The sequence below is a fragment of the Paenibacillus canaveralius genome, from assembly GCF_047238265.1.
Lineage (GTDB): Bacteria > Bacillota > Bacilli > Paenibacillales > NBRC-103111 > Paenibacillus_F.
The window spans coordinates 3,335,445-3,353,306 of record NZ_JBDFMM010000001.1; the positions used below are offsets into that span (position 1 = coordinate 3,335,445).

A 17,862-nucleotide genomic window follows, 5' to 3' on the forward strand; every position below is an offset into this window, starting at 1 on the left:
CTGATTGTCCCATTATACCCGCTTGCCGAAATAAGGACAATTGCACGCGTATCTCGCATAAATAAAGCCAGCCGGCAATCCGGCTGGCTTTTTCTATCTTTCTCGTGCACGTACCGTGCCTTTACAGGCAGAGGCAGGACGTCCGACTTCTTGCAGAACCTTATGCCCAGTTTCCTTTGCGGAAAATCGGTTCGAGCGTCCCGTCGGCCAGTTCGCCGTCAATGTCCATGTCCGCCGAGCCGATCATGAAGTCCACATGGGTAATGCTGTCGTTGAGACCCGCTTTCGTCAGCTCTTCCACCGACATTTTCGTTCCGTCCGGGATGCTGAAGCCGAAAGCTTTCCCGAGGGCCAGGTGATTTGACGCGTTCTCATCGAACAGCGTGTTAAAGAAGATGATGTTGCTTGCGGAAATAGGCGACTCATGCGGCACAAGCGCAACCTCGCCCAGATGGCGGGCTCCTTCGTCCAGTTCGAGTAGTCCTTTTAACGCCTCGTAACCTTTCTCCGCCTGAAAATCCACAACACGGCCGTTCTCAAACGTGAGTGTGAAATTCTCGATCAGATTCCCCTGATAGCTCAGCGGCTTCGTGCTGCGTACCACTCCGTTCGTGCCGTCCTTAAGAGGCGAAACGAATACTTCCTCCGTCGGAACGTTCGGATTGTACGCATCCCCCTTCTCGTTCACCGTCGAACCGCCGGACCAGATATGCCGCTCCGGCAGCGTTACGCTGAGCTCCGTGCCCGGCGCCCGGTAGTGAAGTTTCCGGTACTGCTTGGCGTTCAGCTCCTCGACTTTAGCGCGGAGCGTCGCATTGTGCCGCTCCCAGACCTCGACGGGATTATCCTGGTCCACGCGGACAGCTTTGAAAATCTCCTCCCACAAAGCGGCCACGGCTTCTTCTTCAGGCAGATCCGGGAATACTTTGCCGGCCCAGCCGGTGGAAGGGGCGGCGAGAATCGACCACGTCATCTTGTGAGAGGTCATGTACTCTCTCCATTTGGCAAGCGCCTTGCCCGCGGCCTTGGAATAAGCCGTGATGCGTTCGGGTTTCACCCCTTGAAGCAGTTCCGGGTTGCCCGATTCGATAAGCAGATAGGCGCCGCCGTTTTCCGCAAGCTCTTCTACCGCCTGCGCTCTCCACGCCGGATAAGTATCGAACGAATCATCGGGCGCAAGCGTATATCTCAGCTTCGTAATCGTATCGTCCATCCACTCGACGTGAACCGATTTAGCTCCCGCTTCGTATGCTTTTTGCGTAATAAAACGGGCTAAAGGAGCCTGCTGAATGGAAGCGTTCACCCATAAGGACTGACCCGGCTGTATGTTCAAACCGACTTTCACCGCCAGCTCGGCGTATTTTCCCAGATTTCTTTCGAATTGATCGGCCATCTTCATTCTCCTTTGAGGTATATTCACTGCCACACTGCACGTTATGTAAGGTCCTCTTACTTCTTCGACTTTCCCAGCCGTTTTCCTTGTGTTCTTTCCCCAAAAAAAGACCGGACGCCGGATCAGTCGCTTTCTTTCCGGCGTTTGCGGAACCGCCTGACTTTCATCAGGTTGCCGCACATCTTATCGTCGCACCACCGGGCCGTCCGGCTTCTGCTCTCGTCGAAGAAAACCCAGCGGCAGTCTTCGTTGGCGCAAATTTTGAGGCGCCGCACGTCCTCTTCCGCCAGCAGACTGGCGAACGCGACAGCTATCCGGCCCATGACCGCCGCCCAGCCCCTGTCGCCCGTCCGGCGCTCCAGCCGCCAGCCGCCGGCTTCTCTTGCCAGAACCGGACGGGAAGACACTTCGGCCATCGCTTTATTCAGCCTTGAAATGTCTTCATGATCAGGCTCTCTGCCCGAGCTAACGCATTCCGTAACGGCGCGCATGGCCTGCCGGAGATCGCCGAGAGCGGCGCGTTCATGGGGCTGCGGAGGCAGCGGAGCCTCCAGCTCCCATTTCTCCAGAAAGGCTTCCAGCCAGCCGGGCCGGTCAAGCCTGTCCTCGCTTCTCCCCGTTCCCCGCCAGTCATACCACTGGCTGTTCATAAACTCTAAAGCCGAATTTTCCAAAGCAACCTCCGGTTAAAGATTGAGTCTTCTTCCAATTCATGTTAAAATCCTAATTGTAACCACCATAACTGATTTAGATGGTTACATCAAAACTGTGCGAATTGTTCGCATACCGGGCAGGCTTCTTACTTCACCTGTCCACGCATGATGACACCGCTTTTTTAATTTTACACCATTCTTAATTCAGGAGGAAATCGAATGAACGGATTGGATCTTCTTAAACGCGGCTGGGAGAACGCTTACGGAACGGAAGACTGGTATGCCCCTTTGAAAGACGCCGTCAGCGGCGTAAGCGCCGAACAGGCTTCCTGGCGGCCTCCGGGCGAAGCGGGCAATACAATCTGGGAAACCGTTAACCATCTGGTCTATTACAAGCAGCGTCTGCTGGAACTGCTCCAAGGAGATGAGCAGAACCACTCCGCCCGCAACAATGACGATACGTTCAAGACGCCCGATACCCACGGTTCCGAAGAAGCGTGGCAGCGGACACTCCGCGAGCTTGACGACGTTCATACCCGGGTCGGCAGCCTGCTGGACAGCAAATCCGATGGGGACATGAATACCGAATACCGCGATTCTCCGATCGGTTTCCGCATAAGCAGCATGATCCAGCACGACGCTTTTCACACCGGCGAAATCGTGCTGATCCGCAAGCTTCAGGGCTCCTGGCCGGCCACCCGCCGGTACGAATAGAGCATACGCCGGCTCGCCCTAAACCGGCAAAAAACCGCCTGTACTTCTTCTTGGCCGGAAGAAATACCAGGCGGTTTTTCTTCGGGTCCGCACCCGTGTCTCCCTATATTCCGTCAGCTGCACACTATTCGGCGGGCTTCGTTTGGCACAACCGGCTGTTTCCGCATAGGACCCGAGCAGGGGTATCTCTGCGCAGGCTGCAAGAGCACTGTATCACTTACAACGTTTGTACGTTTTGCGCCTTTCCGCTGCGGCGCTCTTTCAGCATCGTTCTCGTTATGAGCAGCATGGAAACGACGATGAGCGTACCGGGGATATAAAAGATTGCCGGGGTGATTCCCTCTATCAGCAGCGGCAGGAAATACCCGGCCAGAGATGCCATTTGGGAAATCACGACGTACAGGCTGGCTCCGAACCCCGTTTTATGCAGAAACATGCGCTGAACGTAACCCATGGCCACTCCGAGCAGCACGGCCACGTAAAACGAATACAGCGGCTGCATTGCGAAAAAGAGCGGCAAATAATCGACATTGGCATACACCAGATAGACGATGAGCGCGAACAGGCTGGCAAATAAAATGACCGGTTTGAAGCCGTATTTAAGCGCCCAATAACCCGCGACTGTCATAAACACCAGCTCGAAAACCGCCTGCGCGCTCCAGATGTAGGACATCAGTTCCGGATTGCCGAATTTCTCGTTCACGACAAGGGGAAGATACAATCCCCGTATCGCATCGGCGCACGAGAGCATAAGCAGCGCGATCAGCATAGCCAGCGAGAACGGCTCGCCGCTCTTTTTAACGACGGCCTTGGAAGGCGCTTCCACCGTTTCCCGGTAAAACAACAGCAGAACGAAGAGCGCCGTATATCCCCCAAGATTGCCCCAGAGCACCCCGTAAAAAGTAAACCACAAATAAATGTTCGCACCCAGCAGCAGTCCCGTAAAAAAACCCACACTGAAAGACGCGCGCAGCCAGAGCTGCGAAATCTCCACGATGTCCGGAGCCAGCTTCGAGAAATGATTCCGCGCCATGGCAAACATTTGGCCCATCACCATTCCGGACGGGGCCGAGGCGATTGACATGCCGACGAGCGCGGATACGTATCCGCCGGCTCTCATATAAATCAGCAGCCCGGCCGCACACACCACCGAGGCCGCCATAGGAATGATTTTCTTGCGCGGAATCTTATCGCTTAAGATGCCCACGCTAATCGTAAAAATCATATTGAGCAGGAGCGAAATCGCAAAAATCGAAGCGATCTCGCCCTTCCCCAGACCGACTCCTTCTTTTAAGTAAATGGCGTTCATGGGCGCCAAAATTCCGACGCCGATTCCGTATAAAATCATCGCCAGAACCAGAACCCACGCTTTTTTGACCGAAATAAACATTTTTATGTCTGCCGCCACACTCATATCCGGCTCACTTCCTCCCTGTTCTGAACCTGTTTACCTCTAATTCGTTCCTTTCGACATTTTTCCCTTTTATTTCTAAACTTTTTTCTATTACGCGGTACATGCAAAAAAATTCCAAAATTTTAGGATATTTCGGAGGATATGTTTTACTATTTCCGCCATTTTATGTCTATAAATAGTTCTAAAGACCTACTTCCATTACTTCTACCTTGTACTATAATATGGATATGAGGAGGTGAAATGAAAAGTTTAGACATAAACTGACAGGAGGTAGATGCTAAACATTTTGACAGGCAGGAATTAAAGCTCATTTGCTGTTCTCGGTAGATAGCCATTCACTGCTTACATTGCCGGATCCTGACCTTTCCACCAGATTACTCTGGTTTGAGTCTTATTGATTCTTGTACGATTCTCGGCAGTATAGCTCTAAATTCCCTGTATTCCAATTCACTAAAATCGGAGGTATTTAAATAATGTCCCAATCCATTTCTTGGAACCGCTCTCTTTTCAAAGTTTCTCCTTTTCTCGTGGCATTCGCAGCGCTTGTAATCGGAGCTATCTGTTCGCTCGTTTTCGCTGAAAGCGCTTCCGCACACGGTTACATTACCGGTCCGGCAAGCCGCGCGGCTCTTTGTAACCAAGGCATCAACAAAAACTGCGGAGCCATCGTATACGAGCCGCAAAGCCTTGAAGCACCCGGCAGCTACCCGACAGGCGGTCCTGCTGACGGTCAAATCGCCGGCGCTGGCGCCGCTTTCCCTGAGCTGAACGCTCAAACTGCAGACCGCTGGTCCAAAGTGAACATCAACAGCGGAAGCAACACGTTCACTTGGAAGCTCACTGCCGCACACGCAACGAGAGAATGGAAATACTACATCACGAAAACAGGCTGGAATCCTAACGCTCCTCTGAAACGTTCCGATTTCGAACTGTTCTGCTCTTTCCAAGACGGCGGTAAAAAACCGGATCCTTCCACTTCCCACACTTGTAACGTTCCTGCACGCAGCGGTTACAACGTAATCCTGGCTGTTTGGGAAATCGCAGACACGCCTAACGCTTTCTACAACGTAATCGACGTTAATGTTAATGGTGGCGGAACTGGCACACCTACCGACACTCAAGCTCCGACTGCACCTGCAGGTGTAACTGCTTCCGGCGTTACGGCTAACTCCGTAACTCTGAACTGGAGCGCTTCTTCCGACAATGTCGGCGTAACTGGTTACGATGTATACCAAGGTTCCACTAAAGTAGGAACTTCCGCAACTACAAGCTTCACAGTAACAGGCCTGACGGCTGACACTAGCTACACGTTCACAGTTAAAGCGAAAGACGCAGCAGGCAACACTTCCGCTGCAAGCTCCGCTGTAACGGCTAAAACAACTGCCGGCGGTACTGGCGGCGGCACGACTGCACCTGCATGGAGCGCATCCTCTGTTTACACGGCAGGCAACCGCGTTACTTACAACGGTGTCGTATACGAAGCCAAATGGTGGACACAAGGCGACATCCCTGGTAAAGCAGACGTTTGGAAAACCGTCTAATTTACTCAACAAGCAGGACCATCCGATTTCTTATCGGGTGGTCTTTTTTTAGTTGAAAAGAAAGCTTTTCCGGGGAAGAACATCCTCTCTTTTTAATTTATGAAGCGGAAAAATGTTTAGCATCGGGCTGAGCGGGTAATTTTCTGTAGAGCACGCAACCTTAACATACAGGAGGTAAACGAAAATGGGTAAAAAAATGATGTTTACTGCAATTGGTCTAGGAGCTGCTTACTTACTCCGCAATAAAGACGCCCGTCAGAAATTAAAGGATCAATTTCAAACCTTTGCGGGTTCCACCAAAACTCAACAATCTCTGCAATAAAGGATAAGCTGCTTAAAAAATCCTCCGACTCTTTAATGGGTTTGGAGGATTTTTTTACCACTACAAATAATTTAGGACTTTTTACCCGGATACACCTCTATCAGTTACAAATTTAGAAAGACTAGCAGGCTTTAAACCTCCTTCCCCCTCCCCCTCTTGATAATGGTATCCGGCTTGCCGGACACCCCCGCTTCCTGTAAAATAAAATTAAACGTAATAATTACGATTTTATTGCATGTTCTATCCCAGACAAGAATAGAATACAAACAAATAGTTGATCTCAGAAAGGAACTGAGCCGTGAAAATACCTGTATTCGTACTTAGCGGTTTTTTGGGCAGCGGTAAAACGACGCTTCTGGTCCGGATGCTCGAAGAATCGAAGAACCTCGGTCTGCGCCCCGGGATTCTTATGAATGAGCTGGGCAAAGCGGATGTCGACGGCTTGATTCTGGAAGGGCACAGCTCCGCATCGATCGAGAAACTACTGGACGGCTGCGTCTGCTGTAGTAAAAAAAGCGAACTTACAGGCAGTTTGCAGACGCTGATGCTGCGCAATCCGGATATACTTTTCATAGAACTGACCGGGGTCGCTAATCCCGAAGAAATCGCCGATGTCCTCACGGAGCCCGGTCTGCTGGACCGCGTTTTTCTGAAGCAGATCATCACGGTGCTTGATGCGGAAAATTTCATGGATTACAACAGCTTGTTCGCATCGGACAGACAGCTCGTGAAGACGCTTCGCAGACAGGTTGAAGTGGCCGACGTCATCCTGGTCAACAAAACGGATTATGTGCACCGCATCCGGCTGCATCAAATCGAGAAGGCGATACGCAAGCTGAACGGGCATGCCATGCTCGTGTACACCACTCACTGCCGTGTCGAGCTTCAGCCGCTCCTGGAAGGTGTCCAGCCTGCGCAGAACGGGCCTCTGACGGTCCGGCCTATCCGGATGACGAAGATACGGACTCATCCGAAGGAGCCCAGCACAGCCGTTGCAGAAAGCGGCAAGCCACCCGCGAACTCGCCTGCGCCGGCGCAAACGGCGCCTTCCCACTCGCGCGTCCGTACCGTTACTCTCCCCTGGAATCAGGCTGCGGGGCTGACCAAAGGTGACGTGGACGCTTTCCTCCACCGCTGGAAGGACGGGCTGATCCGTGCCAAAGGGTATGTGGCCTTCTCAGAATCCGGACACATGCATCTGCTTCAGTATGCTGGAAACCGGAGCTGCTGGGAGCCTTCTTTTTACCGGGGAGAACCGTATGTCGTATTTATAGGGATCGATCTCGATACGCAGCGGCTGAGCGAAGAGTGGAAACGGCTGCCGGAAAAGCCGGTGCCCGCTCAACCGGAGCCGGGCCGTCGGAGATAACTTCGGGTCCAGTCAGACAGTTGCCTGCTGTTCAGCGAATTTTTCATGGAACCAAGCAGCGGGCATCGTCACCTCGTGGCACGGAACGATTTTCTTCCGCCTGCTCCCTGCTGTACCGATCGTATCTGCCGGTCAAGATGGTCGGCCTGCCGCCGTCATGCTGCGAATCACCGTGCGCCGGGAGCCGTATGCGGTTCGACTACCTGCGCCTATAGGCTTTTGCACTCATCAGTGCTCGCACCTACCGGCTCCTGCACTTACCACTCTTGCATCTACCGGCTCTTGTACCTACCGGCTCCTGCATTTACCACTCTTGCACCTACCGGCTCTTGTACCCACCGGCTTTTGCACTCACCAGTGCTTGTACCTACCTTCTCCTACCTATCGGCTCCTGCACTTACCACTCTTGCATCTACCGGCTCTTGTACCTACCGGCTTTTGCACTCATCAGTGCTTGTACCTACCGTCTCCTACCTATCGGCTTTTGCACTCACCAATCTTGCGCCTACCGGCTCTTGTACCCACCGGCTCCAGCAACGCCCAAAAACCGCTTTCCAATGGAAAGCGGTTTTATTGCCTGAGCTCTATTTCCCCAGATCGCCAAAATCGCCGGCATACGGATAGACGTATGGAGACGACGGCTCTTTTATTTTGCGGATAACGGCTCCCTCCAGCTTCATCACGTCCTTATCTTCATACACGGACTTTCGGATCGTGCCTTTCACCGTAACCCAGGTATCCTTCGGATACGAGCCCGCATCCGGCGCCTCAACGATCACGCCATACGGGGAAGCATCGGCCGAGCAGCACTGCATCGTCAGCCTGGCTACGACAAACCGGTTTTTGGGCATCCCTTCCTCGCGGTATACGAAGCCGCTGATTTCCATTTGCTTCCCCGCAAAACGGCCGGCAAACAGATCCACTGCGGTCAGCTTCTCCATAAACCCTTTTTCCCCGATCAGAATGGTTTCGTTCCGGTAAAGCCGCATGGCCAGCTTCGCATACTCTTCCGTAAACCGGCTGCCTTTAAACATCTCCTTAAGCGAGCTTTCGTCCGTTTGCTCTCCAGCTTGCCGTGCTTCTCCCGATGATTCCGGCTTCTCCGCAGGTCCTTCCTGCGGCTCCGCACTCTGCTGCTTTTGCAGGTTGGAGGCATTCAATCGAATCCCTTTAACCTGCACGATATCGCTCCCCGTTACACGGTCAGGCAGCAGGAAGCCGAGCAGCAGCGGCAAAAGAAACAAGGAATAGGCGGCAGTGTGCGAAAGCTTGGACTTGCGTATGACGGGCTCGCATCCGCAGTCGGGTTCGCTGCTTACGGCGGGCTGCAAAGCGAGATAAATCTGGAACACCGCCAATACGAACAATGCGATCGCCGAAGCTTTGACGTAAGGGACCAGACGGGGGGCCAAATAATGGGCCATACCGCCCGTTTTGACGAGATAAACGATATAGAACGAAAACCCGCATAAAATTGCCGCTCTGAAAAAATAATGAAAGGCGTAAACGCGCCTGTCTTCCACCCGGTCCACCTCCCGATTTCAACAGCTTATCTGAAAAACAAATGCTCGACCATGACAGAACCGGCAAACACGGTCATCGTAATGAGCAGGGCAAGCAGCAGAACAAACTTCATTTTGAAAACGGACAAAAGCATCAGCGTACTTTTAAAATCGAGCATAGGTCCGAAGACAAGGAACGTGAGCAGCGACCCTTTGGAAAACGTCTGCAGAAAGGAGGAAGCGACAAATGCGTCCGAGGTGGAGCACAGGGACAGGATGTAGGCGAATCCCATCATAAACAGGTGCGGAAGCACTTCTCCTTCCCCCAGCGCCGACAAGTCTCCTCTCGGTACGAATGCCTGAATAACGGCCGTAACAAGGGAGCCGAAAATAAGGTACTTCCCCATGTCGAAAAATTCCGCGCCCGCATGGCCCGTCATCGCAAAAAATTTACTGCACTCCCGCACATGCGCACAGTCTTGGCCGTTCCCCGAGTACAGCGTGTCCAGCCTGTGTTTCAGAGGATTTTTGTTGATAAACGCGTAGACGAACAGGCCGATCAGCGCGCCCGCACCAAGAGCCAGTCCCATCCGGGCATACACCATTTCGGGATTCATCCGGAAAGCCGTGTAGGTGGCCGCATAAACGACCGGGTTGACGATGGGCCCCACAAGTATGACGACCACGCCTATGTACAAGGGCATTCCCTTGTTGATCAGCCGGCGGACGACCGGAATCATGCCGCATTCGCAGATCGGAAACAAAATGCCGAGCAGGCAGGCGAACACGAGTCCGAGAAAGGGATTCCGGGGGATCGCTTTACGGATCCAGGTTTCGGGGATGTAGACCTGCATGAACGAGGACAGCACCACACCCAGCATAATAAAAGGAACCGCTTCGAGCACGATGCCGATGAACATCGTTTTGAACAGCCCGATGACCGAGGGGTCCGGCAAAACCATTATCCCTTTTCGCATGGCTTGCCAGATCAGTACGGCCAGGAAACTTCCCCCTGCGAGAACGATCAGGTTTCTTTTCCTCATCCTTCTGTTTGTTCCGTCAACATGCACGTTCTTCCCTCCTGTTTGCGGCAGTTCCTTTATTTTAATCGTAATCATTACGTTTTTCAACAAGAAAGACTTCTCCCTCAACCGATTCCTCTTGTTCATCTCTATGCGGGCCTGTTGGAATTTATGACAAGCCTTTCCCTTGTCCAGTGGTAAAGCCACAAAAAATCCCGGCACGCCAAATCGCGTTACCGGGCAAATGCTTAAACGGGGCTGATTTTAAACCTGGACGACCCGTTTCACTTCCGTGGACAGGTCCGCAGGCTCCAGCCGTTTCTCCGGCTTCCAGTAAAGGAGAGCCGCTTTGAAATTGTGGGGGTATATCAGCTTGCCGTCGGCTTCACGCACGTACGCATACAGCAGCCGGACTGCCTCCTTCCGGTCGTAGTCCTTATCCAGAATCATGCTCAGGTTGTCCTTCAGCAAATCCTCTTCCGTGTCATACGCGTATGTTTTGTGCAGGTTGACGATTTTACAGTTTGCATCGATTCCAAGTTCATAAAGCAGATTCTGCAAATGAATATAATCTCTGCGTTGAAACTTGATTCTGCAGCCCAACTGCTCCGCGATGTCTTTGTAATGCGGTCTTTCCGGACCGCTTACCATCCCCGCGATTCCAAGACGCTTCGCCGTGTTGTTAATGTGCAGAAGCGCACGGTCGATCTCCTGCATCCGGTAATAGCAGTTGACACCGAATACAACGTCGGCCGGCTCCACCACGGGAAGCTCCTCCCACTTGGCGTGCACAAAGTTTACGTGATTCCACCCCTTCCGCTCCGCTGCCGCCTTCAAGAAAGCAAGCACGCTCTCGGAGCTGTCGACGCACGTAAGGGAACCCGCTTTTTCGGCCGCTTCGAACGTATAGTTACCCCAGCCGGGCCCGATTTCCAGCACGTCCTCACCGGGATCGATAAAAGAGATAAGCTCCTTTCGCAGATTGGCGACCCAGGAATCCACGCCCGTTTCTTCTTTCTTTTTCATAAAAGCGTTCCAGAATCCTTCTTCCTTGACGTCATCCGTCATCCTTACGGGAAGATTTCCGTCCCAGTCTTTCATCCCCTCCTGCCAGAGGGATTTGTAATTCGTATTTAGTTTGACTCCGTAATACATCTCTTTTCCTCCCCATAGGTGGTAAATAGTCGGTTCCGGCTGCCTTTTTTCTTACGCGCATTGATTACTGTCATGACGGGGAGCGGATTTCATTTATCCGCAAATAAAAAAACATCCCCCCGGAGGCAGGATGTTCGGTTCGTCGCATAAAGGCGTGCGGGTCCTTTCCACAACAGATGGAAGCAGAAAGACCCTGGCGATTAGGGAGAACATTCGCATCAACGCCATCCTATATCCGCGTAGGAATGAAGTTACCGGTAAACAGGCAGGTCTCCTGACTCGGGAAACTCCTGCGCGCCTTCCCGGTTTACCCAGTGGCATATTGCGCTTCAGCCGGGGGATATCCCCCTTCTCCCTTACAGTGGCGGGACCGTGCCGGAATTGCACCGGACTTCCCTTTTAATCCGTTCCCTCTCCTTGGAGAATGAACCGGAACCTGTTTGATAAAGAATGTTTGTTATTCAATTGTCTTAAGATACGCAGCATGCCAAACAACTTCACGGTTAATAGTAGTTGAAATCCCGCGTTTTGGCAAATGAGCGGAGCAAACGTGCAGGCAGGTGTACCGGTAAGGCGGGACCTCCAAGCTTCGGACTATGGAGGGGAGCCGCGAAGGTTATCCCTCTTCAATAATCAGGTTTATTTGATTAATAAAATCTTTTGCCAAACCAAGCTGTTTATATGCAAATTCCAAATCTCCGTTGCCTGAAAGCGCGAAATCCAAGTTACCTAAAGTGGACATAAGTATGCGTGCGGTAACAGCAAATCCAAAAGCTTGCTTATCGGCCTGATTATTTATCCGACTCCAGATATATTGAAAGGTTGGCTCCTGTATTCCATTGAATAAGGCAAGATTGCTTACATATGAAGCCAAATCCCAGTATGCGGGCATCAACGACAAATCTTCAAAGTCCGACCAGATCCAGCCTTCAGGACTCGGTAATAAGTTTCTTGAATGAGCATCTCCATGAGACGGTATTAGCAAACTTGTTTCGAGACGCATCTCTCTATCAATCGCGAAGAACAGATTTAGCAACTTTTGTATGCGCCTATCCGGATGTTTAATTAATCTAAAAGCCGATTGACATGTCCGCTCCCAAACACCAAGCACAGGAATCTCGTCGCTAAAATCTTTCAATGCCAGTGAAAGTCTATTAACCAATTCAACCGCTTCGCTTGGCGAAGGGCGTTGCAGGTCTGTAGGGGGAACATACTTCCAAAGCGTCATCCATGTGCCGTCAATATCGTATGGTCCCGCATCCGTAAGGTCAGTTGGCCATCGTACCGGCACCCCCTTTGAATGGAGATGACGTACGGCTCTTAATTCACGAACCAGTACCTTGTAAGCGTACTCTGCATGATCTCTTGAAAGCACAGTGGCTATTCGAGCCACAATCGGATACGGGGCCAAATGAACGACCAGGTTCCCGCCATTCCCAAGCTCGAGAGGAGTAATGTCCTTTAATCCGGCTTTTTCTGCTAGTACAACCGTTTTTGAAATAAGACTGTTATTATTCGGCACTCCGGGAGCTCCTTAATTAAGTATAAAATCATCTTAACATCGTTGTCGTGTCCCCGATAGGCATGAATTAGTTAACAATCAACTATCCCCCTGAACTCCTGTCCAAAGTGTTCGAACGGATGTAGGCAGAGGCGCGTATGCCGCTTACGACTTGTAGAAACTGCTGGAAAATGATGCGGCCAACGCTTTGGACGCCCTCTCTCTCGAATAAAGCAAAAAAGACCGCCATGGAACGGTACAACTGTTCCTTGGCGGCTCTTCAGCGGTCGTGCTCGCACCTATGCGCCCCTTATTGAAACCGGTAGGTCCATAACCGCTCATGGCCGAACCGGTCCAGTACCTCTTTGTCGCCTGCGGATTTACCGCTGAGCTGTCCGTTCAGCTGAAACTGGGAGCTGTGGGCAAGGATCGAGCCCAGCTTCTGCGCCATATACGGTCTGACATCGTTCACGATGTCCGCTTTACCGAGCACCTCTTCGCATCCTTTGGAAAAAGCGATGCAGTGAACGGCCGGTCTCTCTTCCAGGGGCATTCTTTGAACCGTGTCTATAACGGCTGCACCTGTCGCGTCATGGTCAGGGTGTACGCTGTAGCCCGGATAGAACGTAATGACCAGTGAAGGATTCAATTCCTCTATGAGTCCGCGGATTTTGCCGACGAGCAGTTCGCGGTCTTCGAACTCAATCGTTTTGTCGTGAAAGCCCAGCATGCGCAGATCCTCAATTCCGATCGACCGGCACGATTCCTCAAGCTCGGCCTTGCGGATTTCAGGCAGCGTCACGCGGTTGGCCGCAAGGGGGTTGCCCATATTGCGTCCCATTTCTCCCAGTGTCAAGCACGCGTAAGTCACAGGGGTTCCTTGCCGTATATGGCCCGCAAGCGTACCGGACACGCTGAACGCTTCGTCATCGGGATGCGGCAGGACGACCAGTATGTGTCGTTCCATCTCCATTTACCTTCTCTCTTTGTAAGTTAAAAAGGGCTCCGGCTCAGCTGCAGGGAAACGACAAGCTTGCCGTCCTTATCATGTCCCGATAAAATCAGTCTTTCCGTCTCCGTTTCGTCCCAATGGGTGAGCCCTTCGGAATAAACCCAGCCTTCTTCCATTTTAAGCCCGACCCGGTAGGGACCGTTTCCGGCAATCGACCCCTGCACATAACGAATCTTGGAATTGCGGATAAAGGTGGAGGCCGTATGCTTGGACTGATCCAGATGGGAAGCGTACGCCCCGTTGGTCATTTCCAGATGAATATACAGGTCTTGGCCCTTAAGCAGATCAAGAACCTGCTGAACCGCTGCCTGGTTAATAAACTGCATGAAGATTCCTCCAGTAATATACTGACGTATTCACCTAAACTATTGTATGCGGCTAATCTATTGTAGGTTTAAATGTAGCTTATTATAAAACATTATGAGCGACTTCACAAATCGCCTCCGGTTCGAATAGTCCCGGTAATCCGGCTTCTGCAACAAAAAAACCCGCTCCACGGCGGGTTTTCACGGGTTCTATCGCTCTTTTATCCGGGCGGACCACTGGGCAAGCAGACGTTTGAGCTCATCCGAAAGAATCGGTTTGCTGATATAATCGTTCATCCCGGATGCCAGGCACTGCTGTTTGTCTTCCTCCCTGGCAAACGCGGTGACCGCAATAATGACGGGAGCCGGCGAATCTTGCCCGTATTTCTCGCGGATGAGACGGGTCGCCTCCAACCCGTCCATAACCGGCATCTGCACGTCCATAAAAATGATATCGTACGCACGCTCTCCCGCAGCCTGCACGGCTTCCGCGCCGCTCGTTACGACATCCGCGGAGTATCCCAGCTTACCGGTTAACGTCAGCAGCAGCGTCCGGTTCATCGGATGATCGTCCGCAATCAGCAGCCGCAAAGGCTCGGGCTGCGCCTCCGGAAGAGACGGAACCGTGGCGGCCGCGGCCTTAGGGCTGCCCGCTGCGGGGCCCGGAGTCTCCGTAATGCCCAACCCCGAAGGGAGGGTAAAGAAGAAGGTAGAGCCGGCGCCTTCTTCGCTCTCGACGCCGACTTCGCCCCCCATCAGCTCGGCCAGCTTCCTGCTGATGGACAGGCCGAGTCCGGTGCCGCCATATTTGCGGTTAATAGCGGGATGCAGCTGGGAGAACGATTGAAACAACCGGTGAAGTTTGTCTGCGGGAATTCCGATCCCCGTATCGCGGATTATAAACTCCAGCAGCACCGACCGGTGATCGGGTGCAGGCGTCATTTCCACGGCTACCGATACGCTTCCCTTCTCGGTAAATTTGATCGCGTTGCTGATCAGATTGATCAGCACTTGCCGGATTCGCGCTTCGTCCCCCATTACGTACCGGGGCAATCCGGCCGGAATATCGTGCGAAAGCTCCAGACCTTTCTCTTCCGCCTTCATCCGGAACAATTCCATTACGCCCGCGAGCGTTTCCCTTAAATCGACCGCACCCAGGTTTAATTCCATTTTGCCGGCTTCGATCCGGGAGAAATCCAGAATTTCATTCAAAATATGAAGCAGGGCGTCGCTGCTCTCCCGGATAATATCCGCGTAGCTGCGCTGCTCCTCGTCCAGCATCGTTTCCTGAAGAAGGCCGGTCATGCCGATAATTCCGTTCATCGGCGTGCGCAGCTCATGGGACATGATAGCCAGAAATTCCGACTTCGCCCGGTCGGCCTGTTCGGCAAATTCTTTGGCCCGGATAATTTCTTTCTCGTTCGTCACATCGCGGAAAACGACCACGACGCCTTTCCTTTCTCCCTTATCGAACAGAGGGGTAACTTGATAGGACGCCATGAAGCTCGTTCCGTCCTTCCGCCAGAATATGCCTTCGCTCGGGGCTACCGATACGCCGTCCCTTACGGCCCGTTCGATCGGCGAGTCTCCGGGAAGATATTGATTGCCGTCCGGGCAAGCCTGCTCCACGGTTTGGAGGTAACGGCTTGCGATCAGTTCTTTCGGGTTAAATCCGAGCATGGATGCGCCGGCGGGATTGATAAACATCCCCTGCCCCAGCAGGTCCAGTCCGAAAATCCCTTCGGAAACGGAATTAAGAATGAGCGCGTGCTCATAGCTCAGCTTCTCGATCTCTTCCGTGTATTTTTTCCGGTCCGTAATGTCGCTCGTCAGCACATACACCCCGACAATAGTGCCGCCGAGCACAATCGGAACATTTAGAATACTCGCTTCGATACGGTGTCCGTCTTTATGGATAAGACCGGTTTCGTAAGTCTGCGGATCGCCCTGCACCGCCAGCCGGAAGTGCCGGAGGGTTTTCTCGTAATCGTCCGGATGAACGAGAGATGCGAAATGACCGTCGGTCAGCTCCTTCTCGGAGTATCCCGTCAAGACCTGCTGGCCGCGGTTAGCCGTCAGCAGGTTTCCTTGGAGATCGAGCGAGGCTACGCCGACGGGATTGTAATCAAACAGCGATTTGTATTCCTGGAGACGGAGCTCGGTATTTTTGCGCTCCGTAATATCGCGGGAAATGGCCACGATCTCCTGATTTCTGTTTTGATCGTCCACGGTGTAGCGGCTTGTCGTTTCAAACCAGACACACGTGCCGTCTTTGCGGAAGAACCGGTACGTAATTTTCTCGGCTCCTTCCCCGTGAAGGTTTTCCTGCAAATACTTTTTAACATAGCCGACATCGTCGGGATGAATGTAGTCCAGTCCCGGTGTGCCCACCATTTCCTCGGGCTCGTAACCGAGCATCGTGCGGCAGATCGGAGACACGAACAGAAACGTTGCCTGCTCATCGACGGCATGCCGGGAAATAAAATCAAGCGAATATTCCGCAATAAGCCGGTAATTCTGCTCGCTTTCCAGAATCCGTTCTTCCATCCTCCGGCGTTCGGTTATATCCTGCACCATTCCGATGATTTGAATAGGATGGTTGAATTCGTCGGTAACAACCTCCCATTGGCCCGCTATCGTACGGACCGATTGGTCCGGCAGACAGATTTTGTAGACAAGCTCACCCGACTCCCCATTAGCTATCGCATTCCCGATACTTTCGCGGACACGCGGAAGATCTCCGGGGTATACGCAGCGCATGAAGGAATCCGCATTGGAATCGACGGAATGGAGGGCATAACCGAAAATACGGCGCATTTCATCCGAGAAAGAAAGCCGCGAATTCAGCAGGTCCCACTCCCATGAACCGATATGCGCAACCCGCTGTGCCTCGGCCAGCGTTTCTTCATATTTTTTCCGCTCCGTCACGTTGCGGCCGATCGCCAAAATTTTGGTAACGCGGCCTTCACTGCCGCGCACCAACTGAAAAGCGGTTTCCAGCCAAATATAGTGGCCCTGTTTGTGCCGAACCCTCCTTATGAAAGTTTCTTTCTCCGAATACAGCTTGTCGCGGTTCCTCATCTGAAAAGCATCTTCGGGGTGATAGAAATCGACGCGCTTGCGCCCGATCATTTCTTCCGGTTTGTAACCGAGCAGCCCTTCCACGGAAGGGGAAATATATAGAATCGTTCCGCTTGGCGAGCTGAACGAAATGACATCCTGAATGTTTTTCGAAAATAGCAGGGAAAGGTCCCGGTTGTCCTCAAGCTCTTTCTCGGCTGCTTTCTTGCCCGTTATATCCGCGATTTCATGGATAAGATAGAGCGGCTGGCCTGTCGCGTTATCGTGTGCGAGCGTTGTGCGGACGGATACCGTGATAACGTTTCCGTTCCTATGAAAATACCGTTTCTCCCTTTCATAAACTTCACCGGGAAAAGAGGTCAACTTTTCCATAACTTGCCCATGCTCATCGGTGAACCGGTCTTCGGGATGCACAATCTCCTGCTCGTTTTTTTCGCGCAGTTCCCCTTCCGGGTAACCGAGAATACCGCATAAAGCCGGATTAACGCTTAGCCACTCCCCGTTTTCCGGAGATGCAAATACAAGACCGTTCGCGGCCTGACCGTACAAATGAGTAAAAAGGGTTTCTTTAGCCTGCGAAGGGATGTTCACGGAAAGCCTCCTTGATTTCTACCCCCTAATCGGGGGCGCTGTTTCACTGAAACCGGTGATCCGGCCGGAAAACAGATAGGTTCGATGTAGTTATTATAACAACAACGAACCATTTAGAAACGCCGAAATTACTTCCTCCCTCTAAAACTTTCAATCTCTCTTCGCTCAGCCGGAAAAAAGACCGGATTTCCTTCGTCTGCAAGGAGATCCGGCCGTTTATCAAGTCAGGGCCAAGCGCGTTCCCGCATGCGGTTAATCTCCGTCATGCGGCTCCCCGCTGCGTCTTG

General features: G+C 52.4%; 14 protein-coding genes and 1 riboswitch. Of the genes, 4 read left to right on the forward strand and 10 right to left on the reverse strand.

The genetic code is table 11. The annotated features are described in order from the left end of the window. Positions 1-160: 160 nt before the first annotated feature. Complete coding sequence (locus tag ABC395_RS14940) at positions 161-1,393, reverse strand: aminopeptidase (protein WP_413004248.1); 1,233 nt, start codon at positions 1,391-1,393, stop codon at positions 161-163. A 122-nt stretch (positions 1,394-1,515) separates the two neighbouring features. Further along, complete coding sequence (locus tag ABC395_RS14945) at positions 1,516-2,067, reverse strand: CGNR zinc finger domain-containing protein (RefSeq protein ID WP_413004250.1); 552 nt, start codon at positions 2,065-2,067, stop codon at positions 1,516-1,518. 198 nt (positions 2,068-2,265) lie between these two features. Here ABC395_RS14945 and ABC395_RS14950 point away from each other — a divergent pair, with 198 nt between their 5' ends. Beyond that, positions 2,266-2,760, forward strand: a complete 495-nt coding sequence (locus ABC395_RS14950) for a DinB family protein (RefSeq protein ID WP_413004252.1) — start codon at positions 2,266-2,268, stop codon at positions 2,758-2,760. A gap of 217 nt (positions 2,761-2,977) precedes the next feature. On the opposite strand, the gene ABC395_RS14955 is transcribed toward ABC395_RS14950, so the two are convergent. Continuing rightward, complete coding sequence (locus ABC395_RS14955; protein WP_413004254.1) at positions 2,978-4,174, reverse strand: MFS transporter; 1,197 nt, start codon at positions 4,172-4,174, stop codon at positions 2,978-2,980. Positions 4,175-4,647: 473 nt separating this feature from the next. On the opposite strand from ABC395_RS14955, the gene ABC395_RS14960 reads away from it, so the two are divergent. The 3 genes from ABC395_RS14960 (at position 4,648) to ABC395_RS14970 (ending at position 7,406) form a co-directional block, all read left to right on the forward strand. After that, positions 4,648-5,715 (forward strand): lytic polysaccharide monooxygenase, encoded by a 1,068-nt coding sequence (locus ABC395_RS14960; RefSeq protein ID WP_413004256.1) that lies wholly within the window; start codon positions 4,648-4,650, stop codon positions 5,713-5,715. A gap of 184 nt (positions 5,716-5,899) precedes the next feature. After that, positions 5,900-6,037 carry a hypothetical protein gene (locus ABC395_RS14965; protein ID WP_181024294.1) on the forward strand — a complete coding sequence of 46 codons (138 nt, stop codon included), beginning with the start codon at positions 5,900-5,902 and terminating at the stop codon, positions 6,035-6,037. A 298-nt stretch (positions 6,038-6,335) separates the two neighbouring features. Next, on the forward strand, positions 6,336-7,406 hold the full coding sequence (locus ABC395_RS14970; protein ID WP_413004258.1) for a CobW family GTP-binding protein: 1,071 nt from the start codon (positions 6,336-6,338) through the stop codon (positions 7,404-7,406). A gap of 584 nt (positions 7,407-7,990) precedes the next feature. Here ABC395_RS14970 and ABC395_RS14975 read toward each other — a convergent pair. The 7 genes from ABC395_RS14975 to ABC395_RS15005 form a co-directional block, all read right to left on the reverse strand. After that, complete coding sequence (locus ABC395_RS14975; protein ID WP_413004260.1) at positions 7,991-8,929, reverse strand: TIGR03943 family putative permease subunit; 939 nt, start codon at positions 8,927-8,929, stop codon at positions 7,991-7,993. 26 nt (positions 8,930-8,955) lie between these two features. Then, positions 8,956-10,041, reverse strand: a complete 1,086-nt coding sequence (locus tag ABC395_RS14980; protein WP_413004262.1) for a permease — start codon at positions 10,039-10,041, stop codon at positions 8,956-8,958. A 153-nt stretch (positions 10,042-10,194) separates the two neighbouring features. After that, positions 10,195-11,085 carry a class I SAM-dependent methyltransferase gene (locus ABC395_RS14985; RefSeq protein WP_413004263.1) on the reverse strand — a complete coding sequence of 297 codons (891 nt, stop codon included), beginning with the start codon at positions 11,083-11,085 and terminating at the stop codon, positions 10,195-10,197. A 247-nt stretch (positions 11,086-11,332) separates the two neighbouring features. Continuing rightward, a riboswitch (cobalamin riboswitch) is annotated at positions 11,333-11,540 on the reverse strand. Positions 11,541-11,701: 161 nt separating this feature from the next. Continuing rightward, positions 11,702-12,607, reverse strand: a complete 906-nt coding sequence (locus ABC395_RS14990) for an aminoglycoside phosphotransferase family protein (protein WP_413004265.1) — start codon at positions 12,605-12,607, stop codon at positions 11,702-11,704. Between the two features lie 289 nt (positions 12,608-12,896). Next, positions 12,897-13,553, reverse strand: coding sequence for a bacillithiol biosynthesis deacetylase BshB2 (bshB2, locus tag ABC395_RS14995; protein WP_413004267.1), 657 nt, complete (start codon positions 13,551-13,553; stop codon positions 12,897-12,899). 26 nt (positions 13,554-13,579) lie between these two features. Next, entirely contained in the window at positions 13,580-13,924 is a 345-nt protein-coding gene (locus ABC395_RS15000; RefSeq protein ID WP_413004269.1) for a YojF family protein, read from the reverse strand. Positions 13,925-14,113: 189 nt separating this feature from the next. Next, positions 14,114-17,575, reverse strand: a complete 3,462-nt coding sequence (locus tag ABC395_RS15005; RefSeq protein ID WP_413004271.1) for a PAS domain S-box protein — start codon at positions 17,573-17,575, stop codon at positions 14,114-14,116. Positions 17,576-17,862: the final 287 nt, after the last annotated feature.